The sequence below is a fragment of the Synechocystis sp. LEGE 06083 genome, assembly GCF_015207725.1.
Lineage (GTDB): Bacteria > Cyanobacteriota > Cyanobacteriia > Cyanobacteriales > Microcystaceae > Synechocystis > Synechocystis salina.
Map to the genome: position 1 here is coordinate 1 of NZ_JADEWJ010000286.1, position 4,656 is coordinate 4,656.

Below are 4,656 nucleotides of genomic sequence, written 5' to 3' on the forward strand. Positions count from 1 at the left end.
AAACAAACAGCTAGAGAGACCATTGATCAAGTAGGTGCTGAGCAAGTTTAGCGGTGCATAGTCTTCATGTTTAACGCCCACCCCTAGATAACCTAAGAGTACTACCGATTGCTGGGTCGCCTGGGGGGTGAGATGTTCCTGGGGAGAAACATTTAACGGCGTTAGAATCGGGCAAACAATCGATTGCTCCGGAATGGCCCAATCTCCAAAGCTAGTTTCTACCCAATCCTTAGCCTGGGCCAGGGTTAACCGTCCCGCCAAGCTAATTACCAAATTATCGGGGCGAAAATAGGCTTGGTGATATTCCCACAAATCCTGGGCAGTAAAATGGGGCACCACTTCCTCGCTACCCAAAATGGAGTAACCATAGGGATGGTTGGGATACATGGATTGGCGCAGTTGGTGAAAAGCCACGTTGAAGGGTTGTTCCCGTTGGGACTGAATTGCCTGGACGATTAAGCGTTTTTCGAGTTCAATTTCCCCCACGTCAAAGGTGGGATAACGTAAGATTTCCGCCGCTAAATCGAGGATAACTGGAAAATCAGCGGTGACAGTTTTGAGACTCAAAGCCCAATAATCGCTGGCCGCATCGGCCCCGAGGTGCGCTCCCAAACATTCCACAAATTCAGCAATGGCTAAAGCCGATCGCCGTTTAGTGCCCTTAGTAATTACCGTGGCCATGAGATGGGAAAGCCCCACTTTTTGGGGAGAGTCCCAACAGGCTCCTGCTTGCTTGAGAAAAATTCGTCCTGCCACTAAGTCTGCGGCTGGATTTTCTGTACAAATGAGGGTGATGCCGTTATCGAGAATGAGGCGATGGATAGATTGATGATTGCGCATAAATTGCCAAGACTAGGATTGGGCCGCTTCTAGGAGTACCAGGGCATAGGCCTCGGTGGATAGGTAACGCTGGGCTAGGCTTTGTAGGGCCTCGGGGCGATACTGACTGACGATGCGGGGATAGGCGATCGCCAACTCAGCGGTGGCCAGGGTTTGGTAATAACCGTAAAGGCCGGCTAGTTGGGCAGGGGTTTCGGTGGAAAAAATAAACTCATTACAAAGTAAACGTTGGGCCCTGGCCAATTCCGCCGCACTAATGGGGGTGGTTTGTAGACTCTGGATAGCGGCACAAATTTCTGCTTCCACCGTTGCTGCCTGGGTTGAGGTCAGATAGGCATTGATGGTAAATAAACTGGCTTCCTTTTGCAGGGAAAAACAACTCTGGATATCAAACACTAGCCCCAGTTCTTCCCGCAGGCGTTGCACTAACCGGGCGCAGTGGCTACCGGCCAACACCATGGCCAATAAATCTAAACCAATATTGTCCTGGAGACGGTCAATGCCTGGGCCATTCCAACCCATGGTTAAACGACTAGGACCCAATTCCGGTATGCGGAGAGTTTCCCGTTTAACGGTCTGGATCGGGTGATTTGCTGATGGGGTTGTGGGGGGACATTCTGACCGCACGCCAAAATGGTCAAAAACATCTTCAATGTAGGCGATCGCCGCCGTTTCCCGGATATCCCCCACCATCACCACAGTCATATTTTCCGGCTGGTAATGGGTGCGGTGGAAGCAACGCAATTGATTGGCGGTGTAGTTTTGTACGGCGGTGGCATCCCCCAGCACGGAGCGGCCATAGGCATGGCGGGGATGGAGCAGTTGACAAAGAGCTTGAAATCCTAACCAATCGGGGTCATCTTCACTGCCACGAATTTCCTCTAGCACCACTTCCCGCTCGTAAAAAAGACATTCTTCCGGCACTTCCGCCTGCAAAAGAATTTCCGCTAGGTAGGGTAACGTTCTGGGCAAGTAATCCGCCGCAGTGGTGAGGTAAAAATGGGCATAATCATGGCTAGTGGCGGCGTTGGCCATGCCCCCGTTGTATTCAATTACTTGGTCGAAGGCCCCCGGCGGTACCCTTTTGGTGCCCTTGAAAATCATGTGTTCCAATAAATGGGCTACCCCAGGCCAGGCATCTGGCTCGGCGATCGCCCCGGCCCGCACCCACACATCCACCACTGCCACGGGAACGGAGGGTAAGTCCTGGTGAATCAGGGTCAACCCCCGGTCAAAGGTGAAAATTTTGGCCGGAAAATCTGGTTTGGTTGGGCATGGTTGCACAGACACAAGGCTCATATCCATTGGGGTCTATGACTTCTATCCTAGGCGATCGCCGCCTTAACCGTTGGTTAACCGTGCCAATTTGTAGAATTTTCGTGACAAGGACGCTAATTAGTGGAGTAGAATCTCGTTCTTTAGTTTATATAGACTAATCAAATCATCCTCGAAAAGGGAGGAAAATCCGTGCTAGGGTTGGGAACTGAGTTCAGTTGGTTCCAGTAGGTAACAGCCAGTGGAGGTAACGGGGAAAAGCTGGTGTAAAGCCAATACTGTCCCGCAACTGTGATGGGTCTAGTTGCCCTAAGTCAGGATGCCCGCCAACCATTCCCCCTTCTCTTAATCAAATCTGCGAGGTACAGATTGTGAATGTTACAGGTTTATCTGATTTAATGACTTCCCCCCGGATCCTAGCGCACCATCCCTTTGGGGGCACTACGCCGGATAATTTCTTTGAAGGTTTTCTTTCTGGATTAGGACACCCCGTTATCGGCCTAGACCATCTTGCCTTTGTCATTGCCGTGGGCCTCATTGCTGCTGGATTGCGCCATGGTTGGCTTATGCCCCTCATTTTTATCACCACGGCGATCGCCGGCACGGGATTACATTTAATTGGCGCCGATCTTCCCCAACCGGAATTAATTATTGCCGGTTCCGTCCTCCTATTTGGCCTACTCTTGGCCATAGGTCGTCCCCTATCATCCCCCGTGGTAATGGTTTTAGCCGCCGTAGCCGGTGTGTTCCATGGCTATGCCTACGGGGAAGCCATTGTGGGGGCAGAAATGAATCCCATTGCGGCCTACCTGCTTGGTTTTTCCATCGTTCAACTGGCGATCGCCATGGCAGCCTACACTTTTGCCAAGGGCTGGTATGAAACCCAAGAATCTTTACTAAATCTAAGATTTATTGGCTTTTTGCTAGCAGGGGTAGGACTAGCCTTCACCTCCGGCGCCTTGTTGGGGTAATTGGTTGTGGGATAATCTAGGTTGCCTACAGTTTTTTGCTAAAAACTAAACTTTCCCATGGTAACTGTTTCCCTGCCGACCCCTGTCCAGCCCGAGTTCGACACCACCATCCATCGCCGCAAAACCCGTCCTGTGCCCGTGGGAACCGTTACCATTGGTGGCGGTCATCCCGTGGTGGTGCAATCCATGATCAATGAAGACACCCTGGATGTGGATGGCTCCGTGGCCGGTATTCGTCGCCTCCATGAAATCGGTTGTGAAATTGTCCGGGTAACGGTGCCTAGCATGGCCCATGCCAAAGCCCTAGCAGATATTAAACAAAAGCTCGAGAGTACCTACCAGAGGGTTCCCTTGGTGGCGGATGTACACCACAACGGCATGAAAATTGCCCTAGAAGTAGCCAAACACGTCGATAAGGTACGCATCAACCCAGGCTTATATGTTTTTGAAAAACCCGATGCCCAACGGGAAGGCTACAGCGACCAAGAATTTGCTGACATTGGTGACAAAATTCGCGAAACATTGGAACCCCTAGTAGTTTCCCTGCGTGATCAGGGTAAATCTATGCGCATTGGCGTTAACCATGGTTCCCTCTCGGAGAGGATGCTCTTTACCTACGGGGACACCCCAGAGGGCATGGTGCAATCAGCCCTAGAATTTATCAAAATCTGTGAATCCTTAGATTTCCGCAATCTAGTCGTTTCCATGAAAGCTTCCCGGGTCCCGGTGATGCTGGCGGCCTATCGCCTCATGGTCAAGCGCATGGATGAATTAGGGATGGATTATCCCCTCCATTTGGGAGTCACCGAAGCTGGGGATGGGGAATATGGCCGGATTAAATCCACCGCTGGCATTGCTACCCTTTTAGCCGATGGCATTGGCGACACTATCCGGGTTTCCCTCACTGAAGCCCCCGAAAAGGAAATCCCCGTTTGCTACAGCATTCTCCAGGCGTTGGGTTTACGAAAAACCATGGTGGAATATGTGGCCTGTCCTTCCTGTGGCCGCACCCTGTTCAATTTGGAAGATGTGTTACACGAGGTACGGGAAGCCACCAAGCACCTGACTGGGTTGGACATTGCCGTTATGGGATGCATCGTTAACGGCCCCGGAGAAATGGCTGATGCCGACTATGGCTATGTGGGTAAACAAGCCGGTTACATTGCTCTCTACCGTGGTCGAGAAGAAATTAAACGGGTGCCTGAAGCCGACGGAGTACAGGAATTGATTAACCTGATCAAAGCCGACGGCCGCTGGGTTGATCCCTAGATATTCCCTAAAACCTTCCACACAATGAACAAATGTGGGCAAGCTCACCAGCGGGCCTATGTCATGTTTTACGTTACTCAGTGTTTTGTGGCAACAAAGAGGATAGCCGATGGAAAAGTATAGCTGATTTATTTAATTTTGAGACGTTTTGCTGGAGTTGTATGGTAATATGTTGGAAGAATAACACAAGAATCCATAAATAAATCAGTCATGACTTACGATCTTGATTTACGTATTAAGGTTATAGATTTCATCGAGAGTGGTGGTGGAATCACAAAGGCTTCGAAAATATTTAAGGTAG

The 4,656-nt window shown here is 50.5% G+C and carries 5 protein-coding genes and 1 riboswitch; of the genes, 3 read left to right on the forward strand and 2 right to left on the reverse strand.

Annotated elements, in window-relative coordinates; translation table 11 throughout:
* The coding region (locus tag IQ219_RS16875; protein WP_194073374.1) for a pitrilysin family protein at positions 1–840 on the reverse strand (840 nt) is incomplete at its 3' end.
* Positions 841–852: 12 nt separating this feature from the next.
* A complete protein-coding gene (locus tag IQ219_RS16880) occupies positions 853–2,145 on the reverse strand; it encodes a pitrilysin family protein (RefSeq protein WP_194073375.1) in 1,293 nt (430 codons plus the stop codon).
* Positions 2,146–2,317: 172 nt separating this feature from the next.
* Positions 2,318–2,461, forward strand: a riboswitch (cobalamin riboswitch).
* Positions 2,462–2,513: 52 nt separating this feature from the next.
* Between IQ219_RS16880 and IQ219_RS16885 the strand changes: the two genes are divergently transcribed.
* The 3 genes from IQ219_RS16885 to IQ219_RS20595 form a co-directional block, all read left to right on the forward strand.
* On the forward strand, positions 2,514–3,086 hold the full coding sequence (locus IQ219_RS16885) for a HupE/UreJ family protein (protein WP_194073376.1): 573 nt from the start codon (positions 2,514–2,516) through the stop codon (positions 3,084–3,086).
* 57 nt (positions 3,087–3,143) lie between these two features.
* Positions 3,144–4,355: a (E)-4-hydroxy-3-methylbut-2-enyl-diphosphate synthase gene (gene ispG / locus IQ219_RS16890; RefSeq protein ID WP_190599352.1), complete on the forward strand. Its 1,212-nt coding sequence runs from the start codon at positions 3,144–3,146 to the stop codon at positions 4,353–4,355.
* Positions 4,356–4,565: 210 nt separating this feature from the next.
* A partial coding sequence (locus tag IQ219_RS20595) for an IS630 transposase-related protein (protein WP_228017256.1) occupies positions 4,566–4,656 on the forward strand: 91 nt, incomplete at its 3' end.

Coding starts and splice junctions, on each gene's coding strand:
- IQ219_RS16885 (WP_194073376.1), top strand. CDS start 2,514: ATGACTTCCCCCCGGATCCTAGCGCACCATCCCTTTGGGGGCACTACG.
- IQ219_RS16880 (WP_194073375.1), bottom strand. CDS start 2,145: ATGGATATGAGCCTTGTGTCTGTGCAACCATGCCCAACCAAACCAGAT.
- ispG (WP_190599352.1), top strand. CDS start 3,144: ATGGTAACTGTTTCCCTGCCGACCCCTGTCCAGCCCGAGTTCGACACC.